The sequence below is a fragment of the Pseudomonas sp. 24 E 13 genome (assembly GCF_900004715.1).
Taxonomy (GTDB): domain Bacteria; phylum Pseudomonadota; class Gammaproteobacteria; order Pseudomonadales; family Pseudomonadaceae; genus Aquipseudomonas; species Aquipseudomonas orientalis_A.
The window spans coordinates 13152-39558 of record NZ_CVTO01000082.1 but is presented as its reverse complement, the minus strand read 5'-3'; the positions used below and the strand labels follow the sequence as shown (position 1 = coordinate 39558).

Here is a 26407-nt window from a genome sequence, read left to right as displayed (position 1 = left end):
GCCCGCCTGAGCCGAGGTGCCGTGCAGGTGCCGCAGGACTGCCAACTGCAGGTGGACACGGTCAACCGCGGTCGGCAACGGGAGCTGTTCGCCCCGGCGTTGTTGAAAGTCAGCGCGTTGCAGATCCTGGTCAATTTCACGTTTTCCTGGGGCTATTGGGGCCTGCAAACCTGGCTGCCGACGTTGCTGCAACAACGCGGCCTGACCCTGCCGCAGAGCTATGGCTTCATCGCGCTGTCAGCGCTGTGCATGATCCCCGGCTACATAGCCGCGTCATGGTTGACCCATCGCTATGGTCGCAAGAAGATCATCGTCGGTTTTATCAGCGCCTCGGTGATCGCCGGCTATGGTTTTGCCAACTCACAAACACTGGAGATGCTGTACCTGAGCAACTTCGCGCTGGCGTTCTTCAGCCTGGGTGCCTGGGGCGTCTGGGGCACCTGGATCGCCGAGTTGTACCCCACCCGGCTACGCACCATCGGTTACGCCTGGGCGATTCTGGCCCAACGCATCGCCAACATCCTCGCCCCCTCCTTGATCGGTGCGCTGGTGGCCTATGGCACCTCGTTCAACATCACCACCACCTTCATCAACGCCTTCATGCTGGTCACCGTGGTGCTGACGCTGTTCATTCCCGAAACCGAAGGCAAGACACTGGACTGACGTGCAACGCATCGCGCTTTCACACGCGCCCCTCGGCGGTCACCGACATCCGCCCGTCAGTGACTGCGTTTGAATAGCAGCACGCCGCGAGCTTAACGGATCGCTTCCACGGGTCCGCTACAGCCGCGTCGATCACGACTACCAGAAACGGAATTCACCATGAACAATGAACATCGAGTGCAAGGCATTACCCTCGCCATGCGTCGTGCCCCCTACCAGAACAACGGTGCCACACCTTGGTACTCAACCCTGCACCTCGGCACCCCGGGGCAACCCTTGAAATTCTCGCTGGACACGGGCACCAACATCACCTGGGTCACCTCCAGCCTCTGCGCAGCGGATCGGTGCCAGCACTACAGCGCAGGCCGGTTTGACTGTCAGGCGTCCAGCAGCTTCACCTTCACGGACTGCCTGCAACGGCCCTACAGCTTTGGTCCATGGGGAACCATGCAGGTCGAGTCGGGCGCGGACGTATTGCACATCGACCAGACGCCGCTACCCACCCAACTGCTACTGGCGGCGGACTACGACGGTGTGCAGTTTCGCCAATTGGATTGGGACGGCGGCATTGGCTTGCCCAGCAGCAGCGCCTATGTCGACGGCCGTAGCGCGTTCGTGTTTCAGGCGTTAATGAACAGCGGCAAGGTTGATCCCACACACCCCTTCATCGCCTTCGATTGGGATGCCGCATCACGGCGCGGCAGCAGTCAGTTGGGCGGCGTTGATGCCAGCAAGACCCGCGGCCCGCACCTATTTCTGCCGTGGTCGCTCTACAACAAGGTCGCTGGGGTGGAATACATCTGGTCCACGCCACTCACCTCCTACGCCGTCGGCGGCCAGGTGCTGGCCACAGACCTGAGCTTTGCCCTGGACTCCGGTTCCTCTCGGTTCAAGGGAGACGACCGGCTGATGCGCCAGACCCTGGCGTGCATCGCTCAAGGTGGCTCCCCTGACGTGGTCCTTGGTTTTGCCGATGGCGAGATTACACTCGGGGCCAACCTCTACAACGTACTGATTGAGGAAGGCCCCGGCAAAGGCAAAACCCTGCCTCAATTTGAGCCACTCGGCCTGGCCGACCTGATACTGGTGGGCGCATTGGTGATGGAACATTGCTACACCGTCTATGAGTACCGCGTGGTCCAATGCCGTCCGGGTGCGTACTCATTGGCGCCCGCCGGCGTGTGGCTCTTCAATCGCCCAGGCGGTCCGCAGATCATCACGCGTTCGTCCTCGCAACCGTTCGACACGGCCCCCAGACCACTCAGCCATGGAAAGCTCAGCTTCAACGCCGAAGCGCCTTCGCGGCCGATGTCGGCCGCAGGCACCTGGCAGAATGACTATGGTTCGGTCATGACGCTGACGCTTGAAGGGAACCGGATCAGCGGCACATACCAATCCTCGACGGGTTCGACAGGCAAATATGCGGTGGCGGGCTATCAAGCACCCGCCACCAACAACGCAGAACAAGGCCTTCCAATAGCGCTGGCCATCGAATGGCATTCCTTGGGTGATGACCCCGCTGATCCCAGCTGGCACTGGTCTTCCGGGCTCAGCGGACAAATGCTGCGCGTGAAGGACCAGGACAGGCTGGCACTCTCGCACCTGCTGGTGGCCACCCGTGACTTCCCGGGGCTTGCTGACCAGGGCACCTACGTCGACAAGTTGCTGTATCACAGAGTCGCCTGCGAGCCGCAAAAACCACCGGTTAGCGCGCCCACATCAACGCCGGACATTGCAGACCCCCTGAGCGGTACCTGGGCCGCCGTTGATGGAAGCCGCTTGAGCCTACGTGTGCATGCAAGCCAGCACCATGCGTTTGGCTATGTCAGCGGCACACTGTCGGCCAGCACCGGCGAATCCGAGGTATCCGGGTTCACCGACATCAATGCCCGGGGCAACGGCCTACCCTTGCAATCGGTCAGCCTGACGACAACAGCACGCGAAGGCGACACCGCGCTGTGCCTATCCGGCTCGGTCGACTTGATGGATCACAGCTTGACGGTCCTGGTCATGGCCAGCTCGCCAACCAGCGTTGTGCACAGCTATGTGCAGACGCAGGTGAAGTCCCTGACGTTCTATCGGCAAGATGCGCAGCGGATACTCACGAGGCAGCGCGCCGAATGCCTGCCATCGCTCGAAACCTAAGTAAAACGGCGACTGAGGACCCCGCCAAGGGCTCACGCAATAGCCCTGTATGTCACCGGCCTTGGCCTGATTGGGTAGTTTCAGCCAATCAATGACTTCCTTGCCGAGGCCCCTTATGGCACCGACTCACATCGCTTGCGCCTTTCTGTATGTCCTATTGCTGAGCACTGTCTGGCCTGGCCACGCCAGAGACTTGGCCGAGGGCCTTACCGAACAGTCACCTTCGGTGGCACTTGAAAATAAAAACCAACGGTACCCGCAATGGACCGGCATCGGTTCACTGAAAAATGCCTTGGGCCAGACCTGCAATGCCGTTCTGCTGGACACGCGCAATCGCCGGGGTAAGGCCGTCGGTCCGGCGTATGTGCTGACCAGCGGGCATTGTGTGTTCTACAGCTACGGTACAGCGCGCATCCGCCAGGCGTTCAACGCCGATGTGACCTTCAATTACTTTCATGACACCCCCGAACGGCATGCCACCTACGCCGTCAAGACAGCACATTGGAGCAGCATGGCGGGCACTGACCTGGCCATACTCGAACTGGATACGTCACTGGCCGCGCTGGTGGCCAGCGCGATCATGCCACTCAAGCTGGCTTCTCATCGTCAGACATCGGATCGAGAAGTGATCAACGTGGGCGCGCCGACCGGTTTTCTGAAAAAGGGCCTGCGCATGAGTGTCTGCGTGGAGTCGCCCCTGAACAGTTTTGCCGAACACCCCGGCGTGTTTCCCAGCGCCTTGCACAACCGCTGCAACGGTCTGCGCCCAGGCAGCTCCGGCAGCCCGATGCTGGACCGCAACACCAATGAAATCACCAGCATCATCAGCAAGGTCGCGTCTGCCATTCAGAAGGACATTCTCAACAGCTGCCAGAACAACTCGGCGTGCGAAGCGGCCAAATTCAATTACAGCTATCCCGCCAACGACGTGTACTACTGCTTTGTAGACGGTGTTTTCCGTAACGACACCCCAACCTGCCAGCTCAAGGCCGTTGACATCACGCTGGACGAGCCGTGGGATCTGAAACCGTATGTGCACTTGCAACGTGACGCCGCCGGCCAAATTACCCGTCCGACCTGGAACCTGAGGTTCTCGATCCAGGAGCCGTTCTACCGATTCAAGACCGTGAATGACATCAGCGATTGCGCACGCACGCACGGCTACCAAGTCGCTGCCGGCTCTGACAAGGCCTATATCGACCAGCCCATCGGCCCAGCGCTGGGGCCGCATGTGCTATGCATACTCGGGGTGCCAAAGGCCGAGCAGCCGCTGACCCAAGCATTGCTGCGCAATGTGTTCACCCATTCGGTATTCCTGACCAACCCGGCACCGGCCCCGCAGCTCAAACACCGCTATCACATCGCCTGGGGAAACCAGCACAACGGTTTTAACCGGCATTACTACTACAGCGTGAACCCGGCGATCAGCACCCTCTGCGGCGATATTGACGACGATCGCTACATCCTGGCCACGGATGGCATTTTTCTTGATATAGCCGAGCTGCCGATCACGCTATGCAGTTATGCGCGTAACAGCGCCGGGCAACCGTCGGCCATTCGTACAGACGTGATCAAAGGTGCAAGGGATGGTTGAAGCCTTTGACCCGTCTTGCATCCGTAAAGGCTTGCGCGACGACACTAAGTGACCGCCCGGGCGTAGCGAATCAGATTTGTGCCAGACCGCCGTCGACGGCAACCTCACTGGCGGTCATAAAGCTGCTGTCCTGCGACGCGAGAAACGCGGCTGCCGCGCCGATTTCCTGCGGGTCGGCCATGCGTTGGAGCGGATTCATCGAGGCGAAAACCTTCATGCCGTCCTCGCCTAGCGCTGCCTTTGCGAGTTCGGTAGCCGTCGGCCCGGGCGACAACACGTTTACGCGAATACCGGTGCCCTTCAGGTCCTGCGCCCAAGTCCGCGCAAGGTTGCGCACGGCCGCCTTGCTCGCGCTGTAGACGCTGAATGCCGGAGCGCCTGTGGTGCCAGCACTCGATCCGGTCAGGATGATCGAACCGCCCTGCGCCATCAGCGGCAGCGCCTTCTGGACCGTGAAGATCACGCCCTTCACGTTGGTCTCGAAGGTTTCGTCAATGTGCTCGGCGGTGATCTTGCCGAGCGCAAGCGGGCTTCCCGCCCCGGCATTGGCGAAAACGATGTCGAGGGTTCCGCGCTCGGCCTTCACCGCCGCGTAGAGTCGATCAAGGTCGGCCAGATCGGAGACCGAGCCCTTCACCGCACGCGCATTGGGCCCGAGCTCGGCCACGGCGGCGTCGAGCGCGTCCTGGCGGCGGCCGAAGATAAAGACGAAGGCCCCCTCCTCGATAAAGCGTTTTGCGGCGGCAAAGCCGATACCGGTAGCGCCGCCGGTAATCACGGCGGTCTTTCCATTCAGTCTGGTCATGACGTGCATCCTTCGTTGGAGGTTGTACCCAAGCAGGAAATTGCTTGCTTGAGACGAGGATGCAGCGCTGATAACCTAAGGACAAGTATGCACCTTTTGGTAAGTATCAAAAAATGACGAAAACAACTGAAATCTGCGACACCGGTTGTGGGCTCAACGCCACGCTGCGCATCATCTCGGGCAAGTGGAAACCGCTGGTCCTGTTTTTCCTGCGCGACGGTCCGAAACGCTATGGCGAGCTCAAGCGCTTGATCCCTGGCGTCAGCGACAAGGTGCTGATCCAGCAGCTGAAGGATCTGGAAGCCGATCAGGTGCTTGCACGCAACGACTACAAGGAAGTGCCCCCGCGCGTGGACTACACGCTGACCCCGCTCGGCCGTAGCCTGGCCGATGCGATCATCCCGCTGTGCACCTGGGGAACCGAGAACGCAGCGCAAATGGCAGGCATCTTCGCCCAGCGCGATGCCTTGGCCGAGCGGGATGCAGACGAACCGCAGAGAAAGATGGAGAAAACTCAGACAGGATTGGTGCGATAGGCGGCACGAGGGTTGGCCAGAGATAACGATATCAGCGAAATGACCGGATAGTTTTGCGCGGGTTTTGCGCAGGCACAAAAAAGCCGATCTGGCTGATCGGCTTAGTGTCTGATTTTAATCAGGAATAATGGTCGGGACGGAGTGATTCGAACACTCGACCCCTAGCACCCCATGCTAGTGCGCTACCGGACTGCGCTACGCCCCGACTAGGCGTGTTACTGGGTTTGCTTCTTAACGAAGCGAATCGGAATATACCGCAAGCTTTTGAAATGTGGAAGTATTTTAAAAGCCTGAATCACTTTTTCAACACCACCAGCACATCTTCGAGTTCGGAGATCATCTGGCGGATCAGTTGCTTGTATTGGGTGGTGTCGTCTTTGGCTTCATCACCGGACATGCGCTGGCGCGCGCCGCTGATGGTGAACCCCTGGTCGTACAGCAACGCGCGGATCTGTCGGATCATCAGCACGTCCTGGCGCTGATAATACCGACGGTTCCCGGTGCGTTTGACGGGGTTGAGTTGAGGAAACTCCTGCTCCCAATAGCGCAGCACGTGCGGTTTTACCGCACATAGCTCGCTGACTTCACCGATGGTGAAGTAGCGTTTGCCTGGGATGACGGGTAGTTCGTCGTTATGACTTGGTTCCAGCATAAGCCTCAACTCGGGCCTTCAACTTCTGCCCTGGACGAAAGGTGACCACACGGCGAGCCGTGATCGGGATTTCTTCTCCCGTTTTTGGATTGCGGCCAGGCCGCTGGCGTTTGTCCCGCAGGTCAAAATTGCCGAAACCGGACAATTTGACCTGTTCGTTGTCTTCCAGAGCGTGCCTGATCTCTTCAAAAAACAGCTCGACCAATTCCTTGGCCTCGCGCTTGTTCAGACCCAACTCTTCGTACAGACGTTCCGCCATCTCAGCTTTCGTCAAAGCCCCCATACGTCACTTCCTTAACGTGGCGTTCAACCTTTGTTCGAGCGAGGTGAGGATATTTTGTGTCGTGGTATTCACCTCATCGTCATTAAGAGTGCGCGATGGATGCTGCCAGGTCAAGCCAACTGCAAGGCTTTTTCTATGCGGATCAATGCCTTTACCCTGATAGACGTCAAATAGCCTGAGGTCCGTCAGCCATTCCCCTGCATTTTCTCGAATTACTTCCAGAACGGCAGTGGCGGCGACTTCACGATCGGCGATCAGGGCCAGGTCACGACGCACTTCAGGGAAGCGCGACAACTCGCTGAATTTCGGCATCTTGCCCGACGCAACTTCAGCCAGTACCAGTTCAAAAACGAAGACTGGACGGTCCAGACCCAGGGTTTTCGACAGTTCCGGGTGAATGGCGCCGACAAAGCCGACCAAGCGACCCTCGCGCTCGATGCGCGCCGTCTGGCCTGGGTGCAGCGCCGGGTGTTTGCCTGGCAGGAACGTGAACGCATCCAGCGCACCGGCAAAGCCCAGCACCGCTTCCACGTCGGCCTTGACGTCGAAGAAGTCCACGGCGTCGCGGCCCTGTGCCCAGCCTTCCGGCAGGCGGCTGCCGCAGACCACACCGGCCAGCATCGGCTCTTGCTTCAAGCCATCGAGTTGACCGACGAAACGCAGGCCGCTTTCGAACATGCGCACGCGATCCTGCTGACGGTTCAGGTTGTGAGACAGCGCCTTGACCAGGCCTGGCCACAGTGACGAGCGCATGGCCGCCATGTCATTGGAGATCGGATTGGCCAGCAACAGCGGCTCAACGCCCGGGCTGAACAGCTCGAATTGCTTTGGATCGATGAAGCTGTAGGTCACCGCTTCCTGATAACCACGAGCCACTAGCAGGCGACGCAACTCAGGCAGGTGCGCACGCGCCTCGGCCTTCGGTTGTGGCGCAAGGCGCGCTTGCGGGTAGCGCACCGGCAGACGGTTGTAGCCGTACAGGCGAGCCAGTTCTTCGATCAGGTCGACTTCCAGACTGATATCGAAGCGATGGCTTGGCACTTCAACGTGCCATTGCCCTTCCCCACCCGCAGAGATGGAGAGGCCGAGGGCCGACAACAGTTGCTCGATCTCGGCAGGCTCAATCACCAGGCCGAGCATTTGCTCGACGCTTTTGGCACGCAGGGTGATGGGCGCAATGGACGGCAGGTACTGTTGGTTGACGGTCTCGGTGATCGGACCGGCTTCGCCACCCGTGATGTCCAGCAGCAGGCCAGTGGCGCGCTCCATGGCTTCACGGGCCAGCTTCCAGTCCACGCCACGCTCATAGCGGTGCGACGCATCGGTGTGCAGGCCGTAGGAACGGGCCTTGCCGGCGATGGCGATCTGGTCGAAGAACGCGCTTTCAAGGAATACGTCACGCGTGGTCGCGGAGACACCGCTGTGCTCGCCACCCATCACGCCAGCAATCGCCAAGGCGCGGGAGTGGTCGGCAATGACCAGGGTGTCGGCGCGCAGGCTGACTTCCTGGCCGTCGAGCAGTACCAGCTTCTCGCCTTCCTCTGCCATACGCACGCGGATGCCGCCTTGGATTTCGGCAAGGTCAAACGCGTGCAGCGGCTGGCCCAGCTCCAACATCACATAGTTGGTGATGTCGACGGCCGCATCGATGCTGCGCACATCAGCGCGGCGCAGGCGTTCAACCATCCACAGCGGGGTTGGCCTGGACAGGTCGACATTACGGATCACGCGACCCAGGTAACGTGGGCAGGCGTTTGGCGCCGACACTTCAATCGAGCGCACTTCGTCGTGCACGGCTGGCACGCTGGCAACCACTGGACGAGTGACGGGCACGTTGTACAGCGCACCCACTTCACGGGCCAGGCCGGCCAGGGACAGGCAGTCGCCACGGTTCGGGGTCAGGTCGACCTCGATGCTGGCGTCTTCCAATTCCAGGTAAGCACGAATGTCCTGGCCAACCGGCGCATCGGCCGGCAGCTCCATCAAGCCGTCGTTGCCTTCGCCCACCTGCAGCTCAGCCTGGGAGCACAGCATGCCGTTGGACTCGACGCCGCGCAGCTTGGCCTTCTTGATCTTGAAGTCACCCGGCAGTTCGGCACCGATCATGGCGAACGGGATCTTCAGGCCCGGGCGCACGTTGGGCGCTCCGCACACGACCTGGAAGGTCTCTGCGCCGTTACTGACCTGGCACACACGCAATTTATCGGCATCCGGGTGCTGCTCGGTGCTCAGCACCTCGCCCACCACCACGCCACTGAATACACCGGCGGCCGGGGTGACGCTATCGACCTCAAGACCGGCCATCGACAGACGCGCAACCAGCGCGTCGCGATCCACCTGCGGGCTTACCCAGCCGCGCAGCCATTGTTCACTGAATTTCATCCTGCTCTCCTAAAGATTCGTTACGACTAGCGAAATTGCGCGAGGAACCGCAAGTCGTTGTCGAAGAACAGACGCAAGTCGTTCACGCCGTAACGCAGCATGGCCAGACGCTCAACGCCCATGCCGAAGGCAAAGCCCGAAAACTCTTCCGGGTCGATCCCGGACATGCGCAGCACGTTAGGGTGGACCATGCCGCACCCCATCACTTCCAGCCAGCCGGTCTGCTTGCAGACGCGGCAGCCTTTGCCGCTGCACATCACGCATTCCATATCGACTTCAGCCGATGGTTCGGTGAACGGGAAGAAGGATGGACGGAAACGCACCGCCAGCTCTTTCTCGAAAAACACCCGCAGGAATTCTTCGATAGTGCCTTTGAGGTCGGCGAAATTGATATCGCGATCGACCAGCAGGCCTTCGACCTGGTGGAACATCGGCGAATGGGTGATATCCGAGTCGCTACGGTACACACGGCCCGGGCAGACGATGCGGATCGGCGGCTTGTTCGCTTCCATGGTGCGGACCTGTACCGGCGAGGTATGGGTGCGCAACAACATGTTCGCGTTGAAATAGAAGGTGTCGTGCATCGACCGGGCCGGGTGATGGCCTGGGATGTTGAGCGCCTCGAAGTTGTGATAGTCGTCTTCGACCTCAGGGCCTTCGGCAATGCCGTAGCCGATATAGGTAAAGAACTGCTCGATACGTTCCAGAGTCCGGGTGATCGGATGCAGACCGCCCGAGGCCTGGCCACGGCCAGGCAAGGTCACGTCAATGGACTCGGCGGCGAGCTTGGCCGCAAGATCGGCCTCCTCGAGCGACACCTTGCGCGCATTGAGAACCTCGGTGACGCGCTCCTTGGCAACGTTGATCAGCGCACCGACCTGCGGACGCTCCTCAGCCGGCAAATTCCCCAGGGTCTTCATCACCTGAGTCAATTCACCCTTTTTACCAAGGTAGTGAACCCGGATTTGCTCCAGGGCATTTACATCTTCAGCGCTTTGCACAGCCTCAAGGGCTTGGGCGACGAGCGCGTCCAGGTTTTCCATGTACAGACTCCAGATACAAAATAGGGGAAGAGCTTGAAGGCTCTTCCCCTATTTATGACGTTTACCACCCTGGGCTACAGGAGTAACCCAAGGTGACTGTCGGGGGTACTTAAGCCAAGGAGGCTTTAGCTTTCTCGACAATCGCAGCAAACACCGCTTTTTCGTTCACGGCCAGTTCAGCCAGAACCTTACGGTCGATTTCGATGGACGCTTTCTTCAGGCCAGCGATGAAACGGCTGTAGGACAGACCGTTAACACGTGCACCAGCGTTGATACGAGCGATCCACAGAGCGCGGAACTGACGTTTTTTCTGACGACGGTCACGGTAGGCGTATTGGCCTGCCTTGATTACCGCTTGCTTGGCAACACGGAATACGCGTGAACGCGCGCCGTAGTAGCCTTTAGCAAGTTTCAGAATTTTTTTGTGACGCTTACGGGCCATGACGCCACGCTTAACACGAGCCATGAGTTACTTCCTCTATTCTTGAACCAAAATTAACGAAGGCGCAGCATGCGCTCGACTTTTGCCACGTCAGACGGATGCAGCAAGCTGCTACCGCGCAGTTGACGCTTACGCTTGGTCGACATTTTGGTCAGGATGTGGCTCTTGAAAGCGTGCTTGTGCTTGATGCCGTTAGCAGTTTTCAGAAACCGCTTAGCAGCACCACTTTTAGTTTTCATCTTTGGCATGTTCGGTACTCCGCATTCAGTTGATAAACATAATCAGAAGGCCTGCCGTGCCCTGTTGATTACTTCTTCTTTTTCGGGGCGATGACCATGATCAGCTGGCGTCCTTCCATCTTAGGATGCTGTTCGACCGAACCGTACTCGAGCAGGTCAGCTTCAACCCGCTTGAGGAGTTCCATCCCCAGCTCCTGGTGGGCCATCTCACGGCCGCGGAATCGCAAGGATACCTTGGCCCTGTCCCCATCACTCAGGAAACGTACCAGGTTGCGCAGTTTTACCTGGTAATCCCCTTCCTCCGTCCCTGGACGAAACTTGATTTCTTTAACCTGGATCTGCTTCTGGTTTTTCTTGGCTGCGGCAACCTGCTTCTTCTTCTCGAAGATCGATTTGCCGTAGTCCATCAGCTTGCAGACAGGTGGTACAGCATCGGCGGAAATTTCCACCAAATCGAGCTTGGCTTCTTCAGCCTTAAGAAGCGCGTCTTCAATTGACACAATCCCAAGCTGCTCACCCTCAGCCCCAATTAACCGAACCTCGCGTGCCGAGATATTCTCGTTGATCGGGGCTTTCGGTGCAGCTCGTTTATCTTGTCTCATTTCACGCTTAATAGTAATTACTCCGAATCTGGGCGACCACGCCGGGAAACCGCTTGCGCGAGGAACTCAGCGAACTGGGCGACGGGCATCGAGCCCAGGTCAGCACCTTCACGAGTACGCACAGCGACAGTCTGCATCTCGACTTCCCGATCTCCGATAACCAAAAGATAGGGAACCTTGAGCAAAGTATGCTCACGGATTTTAAAGCCGATCTTTTCATTTCTCAAGTCGGACTTGGCACGAAATCCGCTTTCGTTGAGTGTTTTTTCAACTTCAGCGGCAAAATCTGCCTGTTTATCAGTGATATTCATGATCACTGCCTGGGTCGGAGCCAGCCACGCCGGGAACGCGCCCTCGTAGTGCTCGATCAGGATGCCGACGAACCGTTCGAACGAGCCAAGGATCGCCCGGTGCAGCATAACCGGGTGTTTACGGCTGTTGTCTTCGGAGACGTATTCGGCTCCCAGACGGATCGGCAGGTTAAAATCGAGCTGCAGGGTACCACACTGCCAGACACGGCCAAGGCAATCTTTCAGCGAGAACTCGATCTTGGGACCGTAGAACGCGCCCTCGCCCGGCTGCAGGTCGTACGCAAGGCCCGCGCTGTCGAGTGCTGCGGCCAGTGCAGCTTCGGCGCGATCCCAGAGTTCGTCGGAGCCGACGCGTTTTTCCGGACGAGTGGACAGCTTCATCTCGACTTCGGTAAAGCCGAAATCGCGGTAAACGTCCATGGTCAGCTTGATGAACGCGGCCGATTCAGCCTGCATCTGCTCTTCGGTGCAGAAGATATGGGCGTCGTCCTGGGTAAAGCCGCGAACACGCATGATGCCGTGCAGCGCACCCGATGGCTCGTTGCGGTGGCAGGCACCGAACTCGGCCAGGCGCATCGGCAACTCGCGGTAGCTCTTCAGGCCTTGATTGAACACCTGCACGTGGCAAGGGCAGTTCATCGGCTTGATGGCGTAGTCGCGGTTTTCCGACTGGGTGGTGAACATGTTGTCGGCGTAGTTGGCCCAGTGCCCGGATTTCTCCCACAGGCTGCGATCAACGACCTGCGGGGTCTTGATCTCGAGGTAGCCATTTTCGCGCTGAACCTTGCGCATATACTGCTCGAGCACTTGGTACAGGGTCCAACCGTTCGGATGCCAGAACACCATGCCCGGCGCTTCTTCCTGGAGATGGAACAGGTTCAGGCGCTTGCCGATCTTGCGGTGGTCGCGTTTCTCGGCTTCTTCGATGCGCTGGATATAGGCGGCCAGCTGCTTCTTGTCGGCCCAGGCGGTGCCGTAGATACGTTGCAGTTGCTCGTTCTTCGCGTCGCCGCGCCAGTACGCGCCGGACAACTTGGTCAGCTTGAACGACTTGAGAAAGCGCGTGTTCGGCACGTGCGGGCCACGGCACATGTCCACGTATTCTTCGTGGTAGTACAGACCCATAGCCTGCTCGTCCGGCATGTCTTCCACCAGGCGCAGCTTGTAGTCTTCGCCACGGGCGGTAAACACGTCGATCACTTCGGCGCGCGGGGTGACCTTTTTGATCACGTCGTAATCTTTTTCGATCAGCGCGTGCATGCGCTGCTCGATGGCCGCCAGGTCGTCCGGAGTGAAAGGACGCTCATAGGCGATGTCGTAATAGAAGCCTTCTTCGATTACCGGACCGATCACCATCCTGGCGGTTGGGTACAGCTGCTTGACCGCATGGCCGATCAGGTGCGCGCAAGAGTGGCGAATAATCTCGAGCCCCTCTTGATCCTTGGGCGTGATGATCTGCAGGCTGGCATCGGAGGTGATCAGGTCACTGGCATCGACCAGCTTGCCGTCGACCTTGCCGGCCACGGTGGCCTTGGCGAGGCCGGCACCAATGGATGCGGCGACCTCGGCTACGGAAACCGGATGATCGAATGAACGTTGACTGCCGTCGGGTAGAGTAATAGTTGGCATGGCGCCTCCTCTCCTAGTGGTGACCCCTACCAAAGGTCACGTGGGTTGGGATGAGCCAGTACAAGATCCAACACCAGGCCGTTCAATGCTGAACGCCTGCCTTACAGCGGCAGGAGCCTTTCGGCCAACCGATAATCGAACCAGAGTGACTGGAGTGAACAAAAAAGAGCCCTGGCAAGGCGGCAAATGGCACGCCTGGAAAAAGCCAAGCCCACGATGCTAGCACAGATGAACGGTCATCGCGCCGCCACGACCGGGGTAAAGGCAAATTCCATGCTTTAGGGCCGCAAAAGTGAACTTGAGCTGTACGTCGCGCCTCAAACACCCCGAGAATCGCCGTTCGTCCTCGACCCAAAGGAGCATCCCATGATGCGTTTTACCTCGACCCTCGCCCTCGCCGCTTCCCTGGCATTCCTTTCGCTCGGCGCGCAAGCCGCGGCGCCATCGAACTGGCCAGACGGCGCCCGTGACGCGTTCGTCAAAGACTGCAGCGCTGCGGCCAGCCAGAACGTGGACGCCAAAACCGCCAAAGATCATTGCGAATGTGGCGCCAACAAGATCAACGCCGAATTGAGCACCGCGGAAATCAAGGAATTGATGACCAACCAGAACGCCAGCCCGGAGCTGAAGAACAAGGCAGTCGCGGCTATTTCGTCCTGCAAAGTCGTCAAGAAAAAGTAAGAACGTCTGCTGATCAGACGTCCGTTTTGCCAAAAAAACAGCCTGAAAACTGCTATTTCTCACAAATTACGTAGCTTTTACGGCTTTTTTTAACAGCTGATATTTCGCCGCAAAGCCCCGTAGAACGGGGCTTTGCGCCGGATACTCGACTAAACGCAACGCGATTGATTAGCAAACAATGCCTTGGGGGGGCTCCCAAGCCGAACATTTCGACTATGATAGCCCTGTGTGCCCAGTTGGCCTGAGCAGCACAGCACTACTGAAAATATATGTTTCTTGGAGATACACCATGTCTAATCGCCAAACCGGCACCGTTAAATGGTTCAACGATGAAAAAGGCTTCGGCTTCATCACTCCTCAAGGTGGCGGTGACGACCTGTTCGTACACTTCAAAGCTATCGAAAGCGACGGTTTCAAAAGCCTGAAAGAAGGCCAAACCGTTTCCTTCGTGGCTGAGAAAGGCCAAAAGGGTATGCAAGCTGCACAGGTTCGCGGCGAGTAATCTCCGCTGAGCTAAAAAAAACCCCGTCCATGTGACGGGGTTTTTTATGGGCGCTGCAAAAGCCGCAGGCTATCAGCCGCAATTGACCCGCGTGATCACCAGATTATCGTCGGTGTTCAGGTTCAAGCGGTCGGAGCGGTATTCCAACGTAATCATGTCGTTGGGCTTGAGGATGCGTGCGTTCTGGGCACCGGCACGGGTACGCGCCTGCTCCAACAGTTGAGGCGAGGCTTTCTGGCCGATCGTGTACTCGGCGGCCTTCGACTCACAGCGGCTATGACCGGCGTCGGTCACGCCGGCATCCTTGCCTGGCTCAGAGGCACCCGGGGTGCTGCAACCCGCCAACGCGAGCGCCGCCAACAAAGTACCGAATGATGCGAGCTTCCAAGGCATGAAGCCTCCTATGATAAAAAAGTGAACAGAGATCGTGCGACAGCGATGCAACCGATTGGTTTCAAGACGTTAACGCCTCACCCGCAAGTCTGCCTGAGTCATGCCAGGCAAGCGTCCAGTCAATCGTGACCAGATATGAACATGCTCAGTAGATATCGATGTAGTCGGACGACGGCGCTGGCCAGTTCTGCTTCAGCGCGTTGAAAATCTGCGTCACCCAGACCTCGTCACTGGCAGCCACATTGCCTACATACCCCGACCCCTTCGCCCAGGTCTCCAAGCGAAACAGCAGCCCGTCGATATCTACGCCGCCTACAACCTTTCCTGAAGAGATGTAGGCAATACCGGCCCTGGTGACCCGAAGCTGGGCATGTTCATCGTCACTGGCACTGGCAATCAGTTGGCGCACAGCTGCCAGCGTAAGACTCTCAGGCTTATTCAAATCGATCTGCACGCGGTGTTTCCCGGCCAATAAACAGGCCGACAGTGTCGCACACCCCTCCCCTCATGCCTAAGTAGCAGTGCCAAACCCCGCGTAAAATGCTTAACTGCGCCCGCTCAAGCCGCACGCCAGCGCATCGCCCAGTACCTAAAGCCCGCGAGATTTCCCATGACCACCGTAACGCTCCAAGCCGATATCAAAGCCAAATGGCCCCAGGGGCAAGGCTCCTACAGTCCCGGCAGTGCGGAGGAGTTGGCGATCATTGGGATCGACCTGCTGGTCAAGGAGCTCGGCACCCAGGGCGCACACGCCTTCATCGGCCAGGTATTCGAGAAATACCCGACCGATTACGAGGGTGCACGGGCGCGCGAGTAGGAACCGGCCGGCGAACGCCGACCGGCAAGCGGTTTACTTCAAACGTGCCAGGCGCTCGGTCAGCAGATCGAAAAAGCCCTGGGCATCGCCGTTCTCGACCCAGAACGCATTCTTCTCCTGCTTCAAGCCGTCGTACCAATCAACGATGGTCTGGCCGAAGGTCGGGCCTTCCCGGCTGTCGACGACCACGTTGACCTGGCGACCAGTGAACAGCGATGGCTTGAGCAGGTAGGCGACCACTGTGGCGTCATGCACCGGGCCGCCTGGAATGCCGTAGTGCTCCATGTCACCCTTGACGTACTCGTTAAGGATATTGCTGACGACCTTGCTCGCGTTGTTGTTCAGGTCTGCGATCTTCTTCAGGCGCGCTTCGCTGGTCAGCACTTTATGGGTGACGTCCAACGGCAGGTAGGTCAACTTCACGCCACTTTTAAGCACAATTTCGGCGGCCACCGGGTCGGCGAAAAGGTTGAACTCGGCCACCGGCGTAATGTTGCCGCCATTGAAGTGCGCGCCACCCATTACCACCACTTCCTTGATGCCCTGGGTGATTTCCGGCGCCTGGGTCAATGCCAGGGCCAGGTTGGTCTGCGGACCGAGCATGGCGATGGTGATGCTGTGGGGTTTGGCGGTGGTCAGGGTCTTGATCAGGTAATCCACCGCGTTGCCATCAGCCAGGCCTTGTTTCGGCTCATGCACGGTGACACCGGAGATACCTTCCTTGCCATGGATATTCTCGGCATAGATCGGCTTGCGCAGCAGCGGCGCTGGAGCACCCGCGTAGACCGGGATGTCTTCGCGTGCTGCCCACTCGCGCGCCAGGCGGGCGTTGCGGGAGGTTTTGTCCAGGCGCACGTTGCCGGCCACTGTCGTCAGTGCGCGAATGTTCAGTTCCTCCGGAGAAGCCATGGCGAACAGCAAGGCAACCACGTCGTCGGCACCGGGGTCGGTATCGATGATCAGGTCGATTTTCTCCGCCGCCTGGGCGCTTGCAGCTGTGAGGGCGGACAAAAGCAAAACACTCCGGAACAGGTTTTTCAGGGAGGGAAGACCACGTTGCATAAAACACTCCTTGTCGTAGGGGGACTCTAGAAGGTTACGCCGGATACCAGCGCGATATTGCAGTAAGGCTGACATTCGCCGGTGCGCACGACCGCGCGCGCACTGCCACTCAATTGCTTGAACGCTTCATGACTGAGCAGGCGTCGCTCGCCCAGCGCAGCCTGATCGGCCAGCGCATTGAGCTCGACCAGCGCCGCAGGCTGCTTGAGCAGGATTTCTTCAGCCAGCACGTGGCTTTCCACCTGCATTTCGCTGAGCACCACGCGCAGGGTGCTGATGAAATCCGGAATGCCCTGGGTCAGCGCCAGGTCGATCAATTCGACGCCGGGCGGCACCGGCAGGCCGGCATCCCCGATGACCAGGATGTCGCCGTGCCCCAGTGATGCGATTACGCGGGACAGGGCGATATTGAGCAGAGGTGTCTTTTTCATGAGGGCACAAAACCTTGTACGTCGTGCAGCGTAGGAATGGAAGGCTGGGCGCCGGCACGGGTCACCGACAACGCGGCCGCGACCTGGCCAAAACGGATGGCCTCGGCTTCGCTCTTGCCCGCAGCCAGCGCCGCGGCAAAGCCACCCACGAAGGTATCGCCGGCTGCCGTGGTGTCCACCGCCCGGACCTTGGGCGCGACCAAGTGCTCGAAGCTGTTGCCATCAGTAAACAGTGCGCCCTGAGCACCGAGGGTGATGATGACTTTACCGGCGCCCGCCTTGATCAACGCTGTCGCGGCGAGCTTGGCGCTGTCGAGCGAATCGACCGCAACACCGCTCAAGGCGCTGGCTTCACTTTCGTTGGGAATCAGGTAGTCGATCGAGGCATACCACTCGGCCGGCAAGGGCCCACTGGCCGGCGCCGGGTTGAGGATCACCGTCTTGCCCAACTCGCGGCCGCGCTTGAGCGCATGCCCGACGGTGTCCATCGGCACTTCAAGCTGGCAAATGATCACGTCGGCAGCCTGCAACACCGCATCGCAGGCCGTCAACGACTGGGGCGTCAACTGACCGTTACTGCCCGCCACAATCACAATCGCGTTCTGGCTGCTGTCATCCACCACGATCAGCGCAACCCCACTGGCGCCGTCCACGGTGCTGACAGCCTGACAGTCGACACCTTCGACCAGCAGCGCATCGCGCAATTGGCCGCCATAGGCATCGCTGCCGACACACCCGATCATGGCCACATCCGCCCCCAGGCGCGCCAGGGCGACGGCCTGATTGGCGCCCTTGCCACCGGGGACGGTGGAAAACGTCTGGCCGATCAGCGTTTCACCGGCTCGCGGCAAGCGACTGGCGCGGGTGACCAGATCCATGTTCAAACTGCCTACTACCACTACGTTCGCTGGCATACATCAGTACTCATCAATTCGGTTCAGCGGTATTGGGCAAACACACCCGCCAACGGCGCCGTCGATTCACGCAAGACAATGCTTGGCGTCACGATGCGTTGATCGACCGGCAGTTGGGGTGTCGCTATACGTCGCAGTAATAATTCGGCCGCTGTCTCACCCAGCTGTACGATCGACTGCCCGACCGTGGTCAACGCAGGATAGACATAGCGGCCCATTTGAATGTCATCGAAACCTATCACCGACAGCTCGCCCGGCACGCGAATATTGCGCTCTGCCGCGGCGCGAAGCACGCCAAAACCGATCATGTCGTTGCAGGCAAAAATCGCACTGGGCGGTTGCTGCGCAAGCAGCTGCACGGCGGCGGCATAACCGCCGGTGCTGGTGAAATCACTTTCGCGGATGCGCTCGGCGACTGTTTCAACGCCCGCCTCGCGCAGCGCACGCCGATAGCCTGCCAGGCGCATTTGCGCCACGCGCGTATGGGCAGGGCCGGCGATGCAGGCAATGTCACGATGGCCTAGTTCAAGCAAGTGCCGGGTCGCCAGGTAGGCACCCTCTTCATGATCGATCCGCACCAGGTCGACGTCGATACCGTCAAGCGCCCGGTCGACGATCACCATGGGCGTGCGCACCGCGCTCAAGCCAGCCGCAAGGCCACTGTCATCGCCGCCCACCGAGGTCACGATCAAGCCGTCGACGCGTTTCTCCAACAACACGCGCAAATAGCTGCGCTGCTTTTCGGCGTTGTCGTCGGAGTTGCAGAGGATCACGCAATAGCCATTGCGCTCGCAGTAATCCTCGATGCCCCGGGCCAACTCCGCGAAGTACGGGTTGAGGCTGTTGGGCACCAGCAGCCCGATCGTCGCCGTGGTCTTGGCCTTGAGCGAGCGCGCTACCGCACTGGGCACATAGTCCAACTGCTTGATCGCCGCCTCGACCTTGACGCGCACCGGTTCGCTGACCGGGCGCGTCTTGTTCACCACATGGGACACCGTGGTGTAGGAAATGCCCGCCAGCGCCGCCACATCCTTGATCGTTGCCATGGCTCAGCCCCGCCGACTGGCGCGCTGGCTGCGGTACGTATCGAGGACCACGGCAATCACGATCACGGCACCGGTAATGATGCGTTTGGTGGGTTCCGTCGCGCCGATCTGCGCCAGGCCCGCCGCCAGTACCGAAATAATCAGCACACCAAAGAACGTGCTGATGACCGAGCCGCGCCCGCCCATCAGGCTGGTACCGCCGATCACCACGGCGGCAATCACTTGCAACTCAAGGCCCGAGCCGGCATTCGGGTCCGCCGCTTCCAGGCGCGAGATCTGGAACAACGCGGCCACGCCGGCGAGCAGGCCCATCAGGCTGAACACCAGGATTTTATAGGGCTTGGGGTTGATGCCGGCCAGGCGCACCGCTTCTTCGTTGGTACCGATACCGATCAGGTAACGACCGAACACAGTGCGGGTCAGCACCAGCTGGGCGGCGATGATCACCAGCAACGCAATGATGAACGACGGCGAAATCCCGAACGCGATTGGATTGGACAGCCAGGCAAACGAGTCACCGATATAAGAGGTGCGCGAGCCGGTCATCTGGTAAGCCACGCCCCGGGCCATCTCCAGCACGCCAAGGGACACGATAAAGGACGGAATACGCCACGCCACGGTGATGGAACCGGTAAGCGTGCCGGCCAATGCGGCGCAGCCCATGCCCAGCACGGCGGCCGGCAATACACTCCAGCCCCAGCTGAGAATCGCCACGCTGACCGCCGACGCCGCCAATGCCAGTACCGAGCCTACCGAGAGGTCGATGCCGCCGATGATCAGGATGAAGGTCATGCCCACCGCCAGCACCATCAGGTCCGGAATCTGGTTGGCCAGGGTGCTGAATGTGTCGTAGGACAGGAAGTGATCGCTGAGCACCGAGAACAGCGCAATCATCGCCAGCAACGCGCCCGCCAGGCCCAGGTAGGTGCCCAGGCCGTAGAAGTTGCCGCCCGCTTTACCGGGGGAAGTGGTTGTTTTCATGGGGTATTCCTAGGCGCTGCATCGTTGAGCAGCGCGTCACGTTTGTGATAGCCGGCAAAGGCGGCGGCGAGCAATTCGTCCTGGGTCCAGCGGTCGCGCTCGAATGTCTCGATCAGGCGTCCGGCGGACAATACGCCGATGCGGTCGCAGATCAGCATCAGCTCGCGCAGATCGCTGGAGACCACCACCAGCGCTTTGCCCTGGCGCGTCAACTCGCCGAGCAAGGCATAAATGTCGAACTTGGCACCGACGTCGATGCCACGCGTAGGCTCATCGAACAGCATCACCGAACAATCGCGCTCCAGCCAGCGGCCAATCACCACCTTCTGCTGGTTACCGCCCGAAAGCTCGGAGACCAATTGCGCCGGGCTGGAACTGCGGATGCGCATGGCGTCGATCTGGCGCTTGGCCAGGGCGGTTTCATCGCGACTGTTGACCAGCCCGCCCGCAGAAATTTCCGGCATGTTGCCCAAGGCGATGTTGGCGCTGATGGACTGGGTCAGCAGCAGGCCCTCACCCTTGCGGTCTTCGGTGATCAGGGCAATGCCATGGGCGACCGCGTCGACCGGCGAGCGAATGCTGACCACGTTGGCCTGCGGCCCCAGCGCCACCGTGCCGCTGTCGGCTGGGTCGGCACCAAAAATCAGGCGCAGCAACTCGGTACGACCGGCGCCGATCAGGCCGGAAATACCGTAGATTTCACCGGCGCGCACCTGGAAGGACACGTCGCGGACCTTGTCCGCGCGCGTCAGGCCTTTGACCGTCAAGGCCGGTTCGCCGATAGTGCGCGGGCCCAGGTCGATGTGCTCGCCCAACTCGCGCCCTACCATCAGGGTCACCAGTTGTTCACTGTTGTAATTGGCCATCGGCTCGACACAGACCAGCTTGCCGTCGCGCAATACGGCAATGCGCTGGGCCACACGGGCCAACTCTTCAAGCCGATGGGAAATATAGATAATCGCCACGCCCCGGGCCTGCAGGCGGGTGATTTGTTCGAACAGCATCTCGACTTCACGGGCCGTGAGCATCGCCGTCGGTTCGTCGAGAATCAGTACATGGCAGTCACCAATCAGATTGCGGGCAATCTCGACCATTTGCTGATGACCAATGCCCAGGCTGCCTACCAGGGTGTCCGGGTCGATTGCATCCAGGCCCACCTGGGCCATGGCTTCGGTCGCGGCGGCGCGCAACTGTTTGCGGCTGATCCAGCCACCTCGGCTGGGCAGGTTATGCAGGAACAGGTTTTCAGCCACCGTCAGCGTCGGCAGCAGGTTGAGTTCCTGCATGACCATGCGCACACCCAGTGCTTCGGCCTGGGTGCGGCTGGCGGGTTGATAATCCTGACCATTGAACTGCATGTTGCCGGTGGTCGGCGTGACCAACCCGCCGATGATCTTCGACAAGGTACTTTTGCCTGCGCCGTTTTCACCGGTCAGCGCCAACACTTCACCACGATTGAGCGTGAGCGTGACGTCGGACAGAACCGGTTGGGCATAGGTCTTGCCGATACCGCTGACCGAGAGGACAGCGTTCGGGGCGGAAGATGACATAGGAAAAATCTCCAGGCGCCCGCTCAGGACGAGCGGGCGCTGTTGGCTACTGCCGGGATTACTTCTTGAGGACGAGTTCGACCGGGGTTTCGATCACACCATCGGTGGCCTCGACCTTCTCGCCCTTGACCAGCTTCAGCGCATTCTGGATACCGAACACGGCTTGCTGGGCGGCGGCCTGGTCGGCGGTTGCGAGCACGCGACCGTCCTGCAGCATCGGCTTGATGGCTTCGATGTTGTCGTAGCCCACCACCAGCACTTTGCCGGCCTTGCCTGCCGCGCGTACGGCGGAGACGGCGCCCAGCGCCATGTTGTCGTTACCGGCCAGAAGTGCCTTGAGGTCCGGGTATTCGCTCAGCATCGCCGAGGCGACTTTCTGGCCCTGGTCGATTTCCCAGTTACCGGATTGAGTGGAGACGATCTTCATGCCTGCCGCATCCATCGCATCCTTGAAGCCTGCGGTACGCTGCTGGGCGTTGGTGGTGGTCGGCACGCCTTCGATGATACCGACCTTGTCGCCCGCGGCCAGTTGCTTGGCCAGGTAGTCACCGACCAGCTTGGAGCCTTTGCGGTTGTCCGGACCTACGAAGGGAATATCGAGTTTCTTGCTTTTCAGCACGTCCGGGTCCAGACGGTTGTCGATATTGACCACCTTGATGCCGGCATCCGAGGCTTTCTTCAGCACGGTAACCAGCGCCTTGGAATCGGCGGGTGCGATGACGATGGCGTTGACCTTGGCCAGGATCATCTGATTGACGATATCGATCTGCGCGCTGGTGTCGGTTTCGTTCTTGATGCCGTTGGTGATCATGTCGAAGTCGGCGGCGTGGGACTTCTGGTAGTCCTTGGCGCCCTCTTGCATGGTCACGAAAAATTCGTTGGCGAGGGACTTCATCACCAGGCCGACCTTGGGTTTGGCGGCAGCGTCGTCGGCGAATGCAGAAGAGAGAGGCAGGGCAGCGGATGCGGCGGCAAGCACAGCGACAGCGAGAAGACGTCCTGCAAATGGCAGCTTCATGGGTGTACTCCGATCTTATGATTATTGTGAGCAACGCTCGCGCCGAAGAAACATCTCGCAAACGTTTGCGTTGTCAGAACTATGAGAACCTTGTCGAGATTTGTCAACGGTCGGCACTCACCTTTCATCCTGAAGATACCGTTCACTCCGGCGCTGGTTGAAACGACAGGGCTGGCGACGATTTCACACAGAACCCCAAGTAATTACCATCAAGGCTTTCGGACAACCGAACATCAATGCCCCATGCGTTCGGAAAGCCGGACAGCAGCGTGTCAGAGGAGCCCGAACAAGCAATTTAAGTTGTTTTAAATCAATAAGTTATTTTATTCATTCTTTCATGATTGGCCTGGTACAAATCCTGCTATTTCTCAGCGCCTCGGACGTTCAGAGTCGCCCGGGTGTTCTGGATACATCTGCTACCGCACTCGTCAAAACCAGAGAGAAAAATAATGAAATCTGCATTGAAATCCTTTGTTCCCGGGGCGATGGCCCTCCTGCTGCTGTTCCCTGTCGCCGTCCAGGCAAAAGAAGTCGAGAGCAAGACCAAGCTCGCCAACGTGGTAATCCTCGCCACTGGCGGCACCATTGCCGGTGCGGGTGCCAGTGCTGCCAACAGCGCCACCTACCAGGCCGCCAAAGTCGGCATCGAACAATTGATCGCCGGTGTTCCTGAGCTTAGCCAGATCGCCAATGTACGCGGCGAACAAGTGATGCAAATTGCGTCGGAAAGCATCAATAACGAAAACCTGCTGCAACTGGGTCGCCGCGTCGCCGAATTGGCCGACAGCAAGGACGTGGATGGCATCGTGATCACCCACGGTACCGATACCCTCGAAGAAACCGCCTACTTCCTTAACCTGGTTGAAAAAACCGACAAGCCTATCGTGGTGGTCGGCTCCATGCGCCCGGGTACTGCGATGTCGGCGGACGGCATGCTCAACCTGTATAACGCCGTTGCCGTCGCCGGTAGCAAGGACGCACGCGGCAAAGGCGTGCTGGTGACCATGAACGACGAGATCCAATCGGGTCGCGACGTGAGCAAGATGATCAATATCAAGACCGAGGCGTTCAAGAGCCCGTGGGGCCCATTGGGCATGGTCGTTGAAGGCAAATCCTACTGGTTCCGCCTGCCGGCCAAGCGTCACACCCTGGATTCGGAATTCGACATTAAGACCATCAAGAGCCTGCCTGACGTTGAAATTGCCTACGGCTACGGCAACGTGAGCGACACGGCCTACAAAGCCCTGGCCCAAGCCGGCGCCAAAGCCATCATTCATGCCGGCACCGGCAATGGCTCGGTGTCGTCCAAGGTCGTTCCGGCGCTGGTGGAATTGCGTAAACAAGGCGTGCAGATCATCCGCTCTTCGCACGTCAATGCCGGTGGCATGGTGCTGCGCAACGCTGAACAGCCAGACGATAAATACGACTGGGTGGCAGCCCTTGACCTGAACCCGCAGAAGGCCCGCATCCTGGCAATGGTCGCCCTGACCAAGACTCAGGACAGCAAAGAGCTGCAACGGATATTCTGGGAATACTGATTCCAGACCTTCCTGAAAGGGTGGCGAGGTAGCGTGCTTCCTCGCCACATCAGGTTCACGCCTAAAACTTATTGCAACAAATCACAGCAAATTTCCAAATTCGCTGTCAGACGGACGTCTTTGAATTTAAGCAGTTGCGAAAATACCTACAGTTAAATACTGTATGTGCGTACAGCTTACTAAGGAATACTCCGTGGCAAAGCCCTCCTCCGCAGCACCCGCAGCGCCTGACGCCTACCAGCGCCTGGCCATTCGCGTACAAAAAATCATTAATTCGACCAACGCCCAGAAAGCCAAGGCGGCGTTGATCTTCCGCCTGCCGGATGAGCCCGAGGACGAGTGGGCGCGCCTGCTTGAAGAAATTGCGGAAAACGACAACGTTACTCTCGCCTACAGGGATGACGGCGGCGTGCAGATTTTCTGGGTTGTGCCGAAGGAAGATTGATTGAATGAGTGTCCGTTTTTTCGCTGTGTGCTGCCTGTTTTTTGCTGTCACCGCCAACGCCCAAGCCCCACGAACCTTCAGTGAAGCCAAGAAAATCGCCTGGAAGCTCTACGCCCCCCAATCCACCGAGTTTTATTGCGGCTGCAAATACGCCGGCAACCGCATTGACCTGAAAGCCTGCGGCTACATCCCGCGCAAGAACGCCAACCGCGCCGCGCGCATCGAGTGGGAACACATTGTGCCCGCCTGGCAGATCGGCCATCAGCGCCAGTGCTGGCAAAATGGCGGGCGTAAAAACTGCACGCGCCATGACGACGTGTTCAAGCGTGCCGAAGCCGACCTGCACAACCTGGTGCCGAGCGTCGGCGAGGTGAATGGCGACCGTAACAACTTCAGCTTCGGCTGGCTGCCGGTGCAAAGCGGGCAATACGGTTCATGCCTGACCCAGGTGGACTTCAAGGCCAAGAAGGTCATGCCGCGCCCATCGATTCGCGGGATGATCGCACGCACCTATTTTTATATGAGCAAGCAATACGGCCTGCGCCTGTCGAAACAGGATCGCCAACTGTATGAAGCCTGGAACAAGACCTACCCGGTGCAACCCTGGGAGCGCCAGCGCAACCAGACGGTGGGCTGTGTGATGGGCCGAGGCAATGAATTTGTCGGCCCGGTGAACCTGAAGGCCTGCGGCTGAGGGTGGGCGCAATCGGCGCCCACCCGACCCGTTACTGCGCGACCTTGTGTTCGATGACTTCCGACACGGTGTCGGTTTTCTTGGCCCGGGCCATCTTTTCGTTGAGCAGCGTCTGCTTGGCCTCAGCCTCGGCCTTGGTGGCAAACGGGCCAAGCAGCACCTGGTCCTTGCCGTCTGCCTTCACGATGTAAAAATTGAAACCATGCTCCAGCAACCAGGCGGTCAAGTCAGTGAGCGCCTGCAGCTTGTGATCCGGCGGGCCCACCCATACATCCCATTCCTGCGCGGCAATCGCACCGGTTTGTGGCTGGCTTTCGGTCACGACGGGCTTGGCCTTGGGGGCATTGACAGGCTCACCTTCGCCGCATCCGGCCAATGCCAACACTGCAATTGCCATCGCTACTTTACGCACTGCCCTGCTCCTTCGAAGATAAAGAGGCGACTTTACCATTCACTGTCTATTCTGGCCGTCATAAACGTTGGCTTAAACAATGCGAATCATGTATCGCGACCTGTATGATGCCGCCATGGGAATTAATGTCGCCTCTATGCGTCCTAAAAGAGGCAGTCACAGGGAAGCGCTTCGCAGTAAGCTACGCACATCCGACACCTGCCCTGTCTGAACATGTGTCCTTAAAAGTAATCAAGGAGAAGTCCATGCTTATACTCACCCGAAAAGTTGGTGAAAGCATAAACATCGGTGATGACATTACGATCACCATCCTGGGCGTTAGCGGCCAGCAAGTACGAATCGGCATCAACGCCCCCAAGGATGTTGCCGTGCATCGCGAGGAAATTTATCAGCGCATCCAGGCCGGCCTCACTGCGCCGGACAAAAACCAGACGCCTTGAAGCACCTCCAGTAGCCAGCCTTTTGCTTTACCGTAACGGCTGGCGAAAACCTGATCGGCCCATTCGCTTTTTTTATCCACGCTGTACGCCTCGTACATGTCCCCGCGCTGCAAGATGAAACTGTCATGATGCCAGGAACTTGTTGCATCATTCGCAG

30 protein-coding genes and 1 tRNA gene are annotated in these 26407 nt (G+C 59.1%); 11 read left to right on the top strand and 20 right to left on the bottom strand.

The features are described 5' to 3' along the window. The 3 genes from BFP90_RS04885 to BFP90_RS04875 all read left to right on the top strand — a co-directional run. The coding region (locus BFP90_RS04885) for an MFS transporter (protein ID WP_141688925.1) at nt 1–663 on the top strand (663 nt) is incomplete at its 5' end. A 159-nt stretch (nt 664–822) separates the two neighbouring features. Next, on the top strand, nt 823–2808 hold the full coding sequence (locus tag BFP90_RS04880) for an avidin/streptavidin family protein (protein ID WP_065896120.1): 1986 nt from the start codon (nt 823–825) through the stop codon (nt 2806–2808). 115 nt (nt 2809–2923) lie between these two features. Next, entirely contained in the window at nt 2924–4402 is a 1479-nt protein-coding gene (locus BFP90_RS04875) for a trypsin-like serine peptidase (protein WP_065896119.1), read from the top strand. A 70-nt stretch (nt 4403–4472) separates the two neighbouring features. Here BFP90_RS04875 and BFP90_RS04870 read toward each other — a convergent pair whose 3' ends face one another. Beyond that, nucleotides 4473–5207: an SDR family NAD(P)-dependent oxidoreductase gene (locus BFP90_RS04870; RefSeq protein ID WP_065892489.1), complete on the bottom strand. Its 735-nt coding sequence runs from the start codon at nt 5205–5207 to the stop codon at nt 4473–4475. A gap of 113 nt (nt 5208–5320) precedes the next feature. Between BFP90_RS04870 and BFP90_RS04865 the strand changes: the two genes are divergently transcribed. After that, the gene (locus BFP90_RS04865) at nt 5321–5743 is read left to right on the top strand and encodes a winged helix-turn-helix transcriptional regulator (RefSeq protein WP_065896118.1); all 423 of its coding nucleotides are present in this window, start codon (nt 5321–5323) and stop codon (nt 5741–5743) included. A gap of 128 nt (nt 5744–5871) precedes the next feature. Here the strand turns inward: BFP90_RS04865 and BFP90_RS04860 are convergent. From BFP90_RS04860 to thrS, 9 genes are all read right to left on the bottom strand, one after another. Then, a tRNA-Pro gene (locus tag BFP90_RS04860) sits at nt 5872–5948 on the bottom strand. A 90-nt stretch (nt 5949–6038) separates the two neighbouring features. Then, on the bottom strand, nt 6039–6395 hold the full coding sequence (locus BFP90_RS04855) for a MerR family transcriptional regulator (RefSeq protein WP_003174972.1): 357 nt from the start codon (nt 6393–6395) through the stop codon (nt 6039–6041). After that, a complete protein-coding gene (gene ihfA, locus BFP90_RS04850) occupies nt 6376–6678 on the bottom strand; it encodes an integration host factor subunit alpha (RefSeq protein WP_002553164.1) in 303 nt (100 codons plus the stop codon). The genes BFP90_RS04855 and ihfA overlap by 20 nt, the downstream gene beginning before the upstream one ends. A 3-nt stretch (nt 6679–6681) precedes the next feature. After that, on the bottom strand, nt 6682–9060 hold the full coding sequence (gene pheT / locus BFP90_RS04845; RefSeq protein WP_065896117.1) for a phenylalanine--tRNA ligase subunit beta: 2379 nt from the start codon (nt 9058–9060) through the stop codon (nt 6682–6684). A 26-nt stretch (nt 9061–9086) separates the two neighbouring features. Further along, the gene (gene pheS, locus BFP90_RS04840; RefSeq protein ID WP_065896115.1) at nt 9087–10103 is read right to left on the bottom strand and encodes a phenylalanine--tRNA ligase subunit alpha; all 1017 of its coding nucleotides are present in this window, start codon (nt 10101–10103) and stop codon (nt 9087–9089) included. Nucleotides 10104–10212: 109 nt separating this feature from the next. Then, on the bottom strand, nt 10213–10569 hold the full coding sequence (rplT, locus tag BFP90_RS04835) for a 50S ribosomal protein L20 (RefSeq protein WP_003192488.1): 357 nt from the start codon (nt 10567–10569) through the stop codon (nt 10213–10215). Nucleotides 10570–10598: 29 nt separating this feature from the next. Then, nucleotides 10599–10793 (bottom strand): 50S ribosomal protein L35, encoded by a 195-nt coding sequence (gene rpmI, locus BFP90_RS04830; RefSeq protein ID WP_002553160.1) that lies wholly within the window; start codon nt 10791–10793, stop codon nt 10599–10601. A 59-nt stretch (nt 10794–10852) separates the two neighbouring features. Further along, complete coding sequence (infC, locus tag BFP90_RS04825; RefSeq protein WP_170827566.1) at nt 10853–11404, bottom strand: translation initiation factor IF-3; 552 nt, start codon at nt 11402–11404, stop codon at nt 10853–10855. After that, a complete protein-coding gene (thrS, locus tag BFP90_RS04820) occupies nt 11404–13326 on the bottom strand; it encodes a threonine--tRNA ligase (protein WP_065887180.1) in 1923 nt (640 codons plus the stop codon). The genes infC and thrS overlap by 1 nt, the downstream gene beginning before the upstream one ends. Nucleotides 13327–13692: 366 nt before the next feature. On the opposite strand from thrS, the gene BFP90_RS04815 reads away from it, so the two are divergent. Both BFP90_RS04815 and BFP90_RS04810 read left to right on the top strand, forming a co-directional pair. After that, entirely contained in the window at nt 13693–14007 is a 315-nt protein-coding gene (locus BFP90_RS04815) for a hypothetical protein (RefSeq protein ID WP_083203163.1), read from the top strand. Between the two features lie 289 nt (nt 14008–14296). Further along, nucleotides 14297–14509 (top strand): cold-shock protein, encoded by a 213-nt coding sequence (locus BFP90_RS04810; RefSeq protein WP_003234260.1) that lies wholly within the window; start codon nt 14297–14299, stop codon nt 14507–14509. Nucleotides 14510–14581: 72 nt separating this feature from the next. Here BFP90_RS04810 and BFP90_RS04805 read toward each other — a convergent pair whose 3' ends face one another. Then, nucleotides 14582–14902 (bottom strand): I78 family peptidase inhibitor, encoded by a 321-nt coding sequence (locus BFP90_RS04805; RefSeq protein WP_065887177.1) that lies wholly within the window; start codon nt 14900–14902, stop codon nt 14582–14584. Between the two features lie 145 nt (nt 14903–15047). Continuing rightward, nucleotides 15048–15356 carry a hypothetical protein gene (locus BFP90_RS04800; protein ID WP_065892484.1) on the bottom strand — a complete coding sequence of 103 codons (309 nt, stop codon included), beginning with the start codon at nt 15354–15356 and terminating at the stop codon, nt 15048–15050. Nucleotides 15357–15512: 156 nt separating this feature from the next. Between BFP90_RS04800 and BFP90_RS04795 the strand changes: the two genes are divergently transcribed. Next, entirely contained in the window at nt 15513–15719 is a 207-nt protein-coding gene (locus BFP90_RS04795; protein ID WP_065896113.1) for a hypothetical protein, read from the top strand. A gap of 33 nt (nt 15720–15752) precedes the next feature. Here the strand turns inward: BFP90_RS04795 and BFP90_RS04790 are convergent, their stop codons facing one another. Genes BFP90_RS04790 through BFP90_RS04760 form a run of 7 tightly spaced genes read right to left on the bottom strand, consistent with a single transcriptional unit; the run spans nt 15753 to nt 22721 of the window. Continuing rightward, nucleotides 15753–16781, bottom strand: coding sequence for a nucleoside hydrolase (locus tag BFP90_RS04790; protein ID WP_065887172.1), 1029 nt, complete (start codon nt 16779–16781; stop codon nt 15753–15755). Nucleotides 16782–16807: 26 nt separating this feature from the next. Then, nucleotides 16808–17212, bottom strand: a complete 405-nt coding sequence (rbsD, locus tag BFP90_RS04785; RefSeq protein WP_065887170.1) for a D-ribose pyranase — start codon at nt 17210–17212, stop codon at nt 16808–16810. Next, nucleotides 17209–18126 carry a ribokinase gene (gene rbsK, locus BFP90_RS04780; RefSeq protein WP_065896112.1) on the bottom strand — a complete coding sequence of 306 codons (918 nt, stop codon included), beginning with the start codon at nt 18124–18126 and terminating at the stop codon, nt 17209–17211. Before rbsK ends, rbsD begins: the two co-directional genes overlap by 4 nt. Before the next feature lie 23 nt (nt 18127–18149). Beyond that, the gene (locus tag BFP90_RS04775) at nt 18150–19172 is read right to left on the bottom strand and encodes a LacI family DNA-binding transcriptional regulator (protein WP_065887166.1); all 1023 of its coding nucleotides are present in this window, start codon (nt 19170–19172) and stop codon (nt 18150–18152) included. A gap of 3 nt (nt 19173–19175) precedes the next feature. Beyond that, entirely contained in the window at nt 19176–20153 is a 978-nt protein-coding gene (locus tag BFP90_RS04770; protein WP_065896110.1) for an ABC transporter permease, read from the bottom strand. Continuing rightward, on the bottom strand, nt 20150–21703 hold the full coding sequence (locus BFP90_RS04765; protein WP_065892481.1) for a sugar ABC transporter ATP-binding protein: 1554 nt from the start codon (nt 21701–21703) through the stop codon (nt 20150–20152). Before BFP90_RS04765 ends, BFP90_RS04770 begins: the two co-directional genes overlap by 4 nt. Before the next feature lie 58 nt (nt 21704–21761). Further along, a complete protein-coding gene (locus BFP90_RS04760; RefSeq protein WP_065892480.1) occupies nt 21762–22721 on the bottom strand; it encodes a sugar ABC transporter substrate-binding protein in 960 nt (319 codons plus the stop codon). Between the two features lie 449 nt (nt 22722–23170). Here BFP90_RS04760 and BFP90_RS04755 point away from each other — a divergent pair, with 449 nt between their 5' ends. From BFP90_RS04755 to BFP90_RS04745, 3 genes are all read left to right on the top strand, one after another. Next, nucleotides 23171–24259 carry an asparaginase gene (locus BFP90_RS04755; RefSeq protein ID WP_065896109.1) on the top strand — a complete coding sequence of 363 codons (1089 nt, stop codon included), beginning with the start codon at nt 23171–23173 and terminating at the stop codon, nt 24257–24259. Between the two features lie 193 nt (nt 24260–24452). After that, the gene (locus BFP90_RS04750; protein ID WP_170827563.1) at nt 24453–24704 is read left to right on the top strand and encodes a DUF1654 domain-containing protein; all 252 of its coding nucleotides are present in this window, start codon (nt 24453–24455) and stop codon (nt 24702–24704) included. A gap of 4 nt (nt 24705–24708) precedes the next feature. Continuing rightward, entirely contained in the window at nt 24709–25398 is a 690-nt protein-coding gene (locus BFP90_RS04745) for an endonuclease (protein ID WP_065892479.1), read from the top strand. A 31-nt stretch (nt 25399–25429) separates the two neighbouring features. On the opposite strand, the gene BFP90_RS04740 is transcribed toward BFP90_RS04745, so the two are convergent. Continuing rightward, nucleotides 25430–25795, bottom strand: a complete 366-nt coding sequence (locus BFP90_RS04740) for an SPOR domain-containing protein (protein WP_065887156.1) — start codon at nt 25793–25795, stop codon at nt 25430–25432. A 260-nt stretch (nt 25796–26055) separates the two neighbouring features. Here BFP90_RS04740 and csrA point away from each other — a divergent pair, with 260 nt between their 5' ends. Further along, nucleotides 26056–26250: a carbon storage regulator CsrA gene (gene csrA / locus BFP90_RS04735; RefSeq protein ID WP_003192511.1), complete on the top strand. Its 195-nt coding sequence runs from the start codon at nt 26056–26058 to the stop codon at nt 26248–26250. The last annotated feature ends 157 nt before the right edge of the window (nt 26251–26407 follow it).